The sequence below is a fragment of the Nostoc sp. UIC 10630 genome (assembly GCF_010747425.1).
In the GTDB taxonomy this organism is placed as follows: domain Bacteria; phylum Cyanobacteriota; class Cyanobacteriia; order Cyanobacteriales; family Nostocaceae; genus Nostoc.
In genome coordinates this window covers 1-4913 of record NZ_JAAGOG010000346.1, presented here as the reverse complement: position 1 = coordinate 4913, position 4913 = coordinate 1, and the positions used below count along the sequence as shown (strand labels likewise).

Sequence of the window (4913 nt, the reverse complement as noted above, 5' to 3'; positions counted from 1 at the left end):
TTATTTTAGTCGATAATAATTCTCAAGATAATAGTATAGATATTGTTGATAATAAATTTCCTGAAATCAAATTAATCAAACTACCAAGAAACGTTGGTTTTGGAGCAGGAAATAATGCTGGTGCAAAAATAGCAAAAGGGGAGTTTTTATTATTATTAAATACTGATACAATACTTACAAATAACATCTTACCCCATCTTATAGAATTAATGTCTGGAAATCAAGATGTAGGTGTTATTGGTACTAAATTACTTTTTCCAGATGGAAGTTTTCAAATTTCTTTTTCACCTGAAATCGGAATTAGAGGAGAGCTTCAAGCACAAAAGATACATAAAAATGCTGAGAATAAAAATGCTTTTAATATTATAGAGCAGGATTTTCAAGATATTAAAGAAGTAGATATTGTCGTCGGAGCAGCCTTTTTTATTAGGGCAAATTTATTTAATCTATTAGATGGTTTTGACGAAAAATTCTTCATGTATTTTGAAGATTCTGATTTGTGTCAAAGAGTCAGGAATGAAGGGTATAAAATTATTTATACTCCCCACATATCCCTAATTCATATAAGAGGACATTCTGTAAAAAAAATATCCAATAAAATGTCTGTAGAATATAGACGCAGCCAGATTTACTACTATCATAAACATCGTCCGATGTGGGAAATTTTGACGTTAAGAGTATATTTAATATTTAAGTTTTTATATCAATATCTAAAAACATCCAATCCTTATAGTTGGGATATTATAAAACTAAGTTTTATGTATAAATAATTATGTCTTTATTAATTAACCTTTCATTTATACTTACTAAACCCACAGGGACTACGACTTATGCTTTTAATCTTTTACCTCACTTAAAATCACTTCAACCAACACTTTTAACTTCACAATATTTTCCTCACTATAATTCTTATCAAACTCCTGCTAATCAAACGTCAGAACAAGGTATTAAAGGTCATTTACGCCGCCTGAGATGGACGCAATTTAAACTACCAAAAATTTATAATAACCTCAAATCTAGTCTTTTATTCTCTCCACTTCCAGAAGCACCTCTTTATACCAACTGTCGTTTTGTAATCACGTCTTTTGACATGATACCGTTGCGCTTTCCCAAGCGCTTTTCACCACTCATACCTTACCACCGCTACTACACTCCCCAAGTTCTTAAACAAGCACAACACATTATTTGCATCTCTCAGACTACGGCTCAGGATATCACCAATTTTTATGGAATTCCTGCAAATAAAATTACCCCGATTCCCCTAGCCCACGATCGCACTCACTTTCGCCCTCTCGATCTACCCACCTGCAACTACTTTCTCTACATTGGCCGCCAAGAACCTTACAAAAACATCCAGCGACTGATCGCTGCTTTTGCTGCGTTACCGAACTGCAAAGACTACGAACTATGGTTAGTAGGGCCAAGTGATTCGCGTTATACCCCAACTTTAAAAGCGCAAGTTGCACAACTCGGCATCACTAATCAAGTAAAGTTTCTGGACTATGTACCATATAGCGAATTGCCAAAAATCATCAATGAAGCGATCGCTCTGGTTTTCCCCAGTCTCTGGGAAGGCTTTGGTTTACCTGTCCTCGAAGCAATGGTTTGTGGCACTCCCGTCATTACCTCCAATCTCTCCTCCCTACCAGAGGTTGCTGGAGATGCGGCGATTCTGATCGATCCATACAACACTGGAGAAATTACAGAGGCGATGCAGGCGATCGCAACTAATTCGACACTGCGATCGCACCTTTCTAGTCAAGGTATTATTCACTCCCAACAATTCAGTTGGGAAAAAACAGGAAAAGCAACCGTTGAAGTATTATCCCGTTACATATAAAAAATAACTAAAGCGAGAATTTAGATCGCAGGATTTAGGATTTTGTCCAGATTTCAGATTATCTTGACTATTGACTCATAATTAATCCTCAATCCCTATGAAAGCACTAATTCTCTCTGGTGGAAAAGGTACACGCCTACGTCCCCTTACTTATAGCGGAGCCAAACAACTCGTACCAGTTGCTAATAAACCTGTTTTATGGTATGGCATTGAAGAAATGGTCGCTGCTGGGATTACTGATATTGGTATTATCATCAGCCCGGAAACTGGAGCAGAAGTCCAAGGGAAAACCGGAAATGGAGAATACTTTGGAGCAAACATCACCTACATTGTACAAGAGCAGCCACTCGGACTTGCTCACGCCGTCCAAATTGCCCATCCCTTTTTAGAAAATTCTCCCTTTGTCATGTATTTGGGCGATAACCTGATTCAACTAGGTGAATTACGTTACTTTCTGCAACAATTTAGTCAACAACAGCCAGATGCTCTGATTCTCTTGCGTTCAGTTGCCAACCCTAGCGCCTTTGGTGTCGCTGAGGTAGATGATACAGGACGGGTATTACAGTTAATTGAAAAACCCAAAGTTCCTCCTTCAAATCTGGCATTAGTAGGGGTTTATTTCTTTTCTCACCTCATCTTTGATGCGATCGCAAATATTCAACCTTCTGCCAGAGGCGAGCTAGAAATTACTGATGCTATTCAATACCTAATTAATCAGAATAAGCAAGTTTTAGCATATAATCTTCAAGGCTGGTGGCTTGACACTGGTAAAAAAGATGACTTATTAGAAGCTAACCGATTGATTCTCGATACCTATCTGACAGTATCAGTTCTTGGCGAAATCGATGCCCAAAGTCAGATTATTGGACGAGTCCAAATCGGTGCAAAATCTAAAGTAATTAACTGCACAATTCGGGGGCCAGTAGTCATTGGTAGCAATTGTCATTTAGAAAACTGCTTTATTGGCCCTTATAGTAGCATTGCCAACAATGCGACACTTATTGATACTGATTTAGAACACAGCGTGATTTTAGAAGGCGCTAAAATTGCCGGAATTCATCAGCGCATTATTGATAGTGTGATTGGGCAACGGGCACAATTGACTCTTGCACCTCGCCGCCCTAAAGCCTTGCGATTTCTAATTGGCGATGACTGTCAAATTGAACTAACCTGATTTACTTGGTGAAAAGAGGAAAAGCCACGGTAACAGTGTTACCTGCTAGCTGTAAAATACAAGCATTAAATTACTCACACAATTAACACTGTGGTGGGTTACTCGAAATAATATTGATGAGTATTTTACATACCAAAATTCCCGAAGTTCTACAACTCGAACCCAAAGTATTTGCAGACGATCGCGGATTCTTTTTTGAAGCCTACAACGATCGAAAATTTGCCCAAGAGACTGGTATTGTTACCAACTTTGTCCAGGATAACCACTCTTGCTCAAAACAAAATGTACTACGGGGATTGCACTACCAAATTCAACAACCCCAAGGTAAACTTGTTCGGGCCATTGTTGGCACTATCTTTGACGTAGCCGTAGATATTAGAAAAAGTTCGGCTACCTTCGGTAAATGGGTGGGTTATGAACTCAGTGCTGAGAACAAACGTCTACTGTGGATACCACCAGGCTTTGCTCACGGGTTTCTTGTGCTTTCAGAAATAGCCGAAGTTCTCTATAAAGCTACAGATTACTACGCACCCCAAGGCGATCGCACAATTCTATGGAACGATCCAGATTTAGCTATAGATTGGCCCCTGAGTGCGTCACCGATTTTATCAGCTAAAGACCAAGCTGGTAAATCTTTGAGGACTGCTGAAGTATTTGATTAAGTAGTCATTGGTCATTGGTCATTGGTCATTGGTCATTGGTCATTGGATTTTGTCAGATACCCAGCCTCTTGCTATACCCTAAGCTTACTTTTATAGTGTGTGGAAAAACTTTGTCTTTCATCAAACTAATTCAAACCACGTTAAAGAGTGGGCGTAGCTTCTCTTGGACAAATGACAAATGACAAATGACAAATGACAAATGACTAAATCAATTTTGCTGATTGGTAGCAACGGTCAAGTGGGTAAGGAACTAGAACAAACCCTCTCAAGCTATGGCGATGTTATCTCAGTAGCACGCCCAATAGTAGACCTTGCCCAACCCGATAACCTCCGCAACTTTATCAGAGCAAAGCAACCGCAAATCATTATTAATGCTGCTGCTTACACTGCTGTAGACAAAGCCGAAAGCGAACCCGAACTTGCTAGCGCTATTAATGCTACTGCACCCCTAATTATTGCCCAAGAAAGCCAAAAATTAGGAGCTTTTCTAATTCATATTTCGACCGATTATGTTTTTGATGGTAATGGCTATCGCCCTTACCAGGAAACCGATGCAACTAATCCCTTGAGTGTTTATGGTCAAACCAAACTTGCTGGAGAAGAAGCAATTCGGGAAGCCTGCGACCATCACCTCATCCTCCGTACTGCTTGGGTTTATGGAACCTTTGGCAAAAGTAATTTTGTCAAAACCATGCTGCGACTAGGTGCAGAACGCCAAGAACTCCGTGTTGTTGCCGATCAAATTGGTAGCCCGACTTGGGCGCAAGATATAGCGGCAGTTATAGCCCAGACGATTCCCCAGTTAACCCCAGAAATTAGTGGCACTTATCACTACACTAATAGCGGCGTTGCTAGCTGGTATGACTTTGCAGTTGCCATTTTTGAAGAAGCTCAACAGCTAGGCTTTCCTTTGAAAGTTGAACGTATTGTCCCCATTACAACTGCTGAATATCCAACACCAGCCAGTCGCCCAGCCTATTCTGTGCTTGCTTGTGGGAAAATTTCTGCCATTCTAGGGACTTATACGCCTCATTGGCGACAAAGACTTCGGCAAATGCTTAGGGATTTGAAAATTGGGAATGGGCATAGGGCATAAGGGAATGGCACACTTGTTAATCGCAAAGCCCTGATATAACTTGCTTTTTGAGTGGGGGGAGTGGGGGGGGTAAGACTTCTTCCCCGTCCTCCCACACCTCCCACACCCTGCCAGCAAGGAGGTTTCAGCTTAACAAGCGTG

5 protein-coding genes are annotated in these 4913 nt (G+C 40.4%); all 5 read left to right on the top strand.

Features of this window, described 5'->3' with window-relative positions; all coding sequences use genetic code 11:
- The coding region (locus G1O98_RS36925) for a glycosyltransferase family 2 protein (protein ID WP_163939256.1) at positions 1 to 770 on the top strand (770 nt) is incomplete at its 5' end.
- 2 nt (positions 771 to 772) lie between these two features.
- Positions 773 to 1840, top strand: coding sequence for a glycosyltransferase family 1 protein (locus G1O98_RS36920; RefSeq protein WP_163939254.1), 1068 nt, complete (start codon positions 773 to 775; stop codon positions 1838 to 1840).
- 97 nt (positions 1841 to 1937) lie between these two features.
- A complete protein-coding gene (locus G1O98_RS36915; protein WP_163939252.1) occupies positions 1938 to 3014 on the top strand; it encodes a glucose-1-phosphate thymidylyltransferase in 1077 nt (358 codons plus the stop codon).
- 116 nt (positions 3015 to 3130) lie between these two features.
- Positions 3131 to 3676, top strand: coding sequence for a dTDP-4-dehydrorhamnose 3,5-epimerase (rfbC, locus tag G1O98_RS36910; protein ID WP_163939250.1), 546 nt, complete (start codon positions 3131 to 3133; stop codon positions 3674 to 3676).
- A 199-nt stretch (positions 3677 to 3875) separates the two neighbouring features.
- Positions 3876 to 4772, top strand: coding sequence for a dTDP-4-dehydrorhamnose reductase (rfbD, locus tag G1O98_RS36905; RefSeq protein WP_163939248.1), 897 nt, complete (start codon positions 3876 to 3878; stop codon positions 4770 to 4772).
- The last annotated feature ends 141 nt before the right edge of the window (positions 4773 to 4913 follow it).

What these genes read in the sequence shown, in the direction of transcription:
- G1O98_RS36920 (WP_163939254.1), top strand. Translation starts at nt 773, where the DNA reads ATGTCTTTATTAATTAACCTTTCATTTATACTTACTAAACCCACAGGG.
- G1O98_RS36915 (WP_163939252.1), top strand. Translation starts at nt 1,938, where the DNA reads ATGAAAGCACTAATTCTCTCTGGTGGAAAAGGTACACGCCTACGTCCC.
- rfbC (WP_163939250.1), top strand. Translation starts at nt 3,131, where the DNA reads ATGAGTATTTTACATACCAAAATTCCCGAAGTTCTACAACTCGAACCC.
- rfbD (WP_163939248.1), top strand. Translation starts at nt 3,876, where the DNA reads ATGACTAAATCAATTTTGCTGATTGGTAGCAACGGTCAAGTGGGTAAG.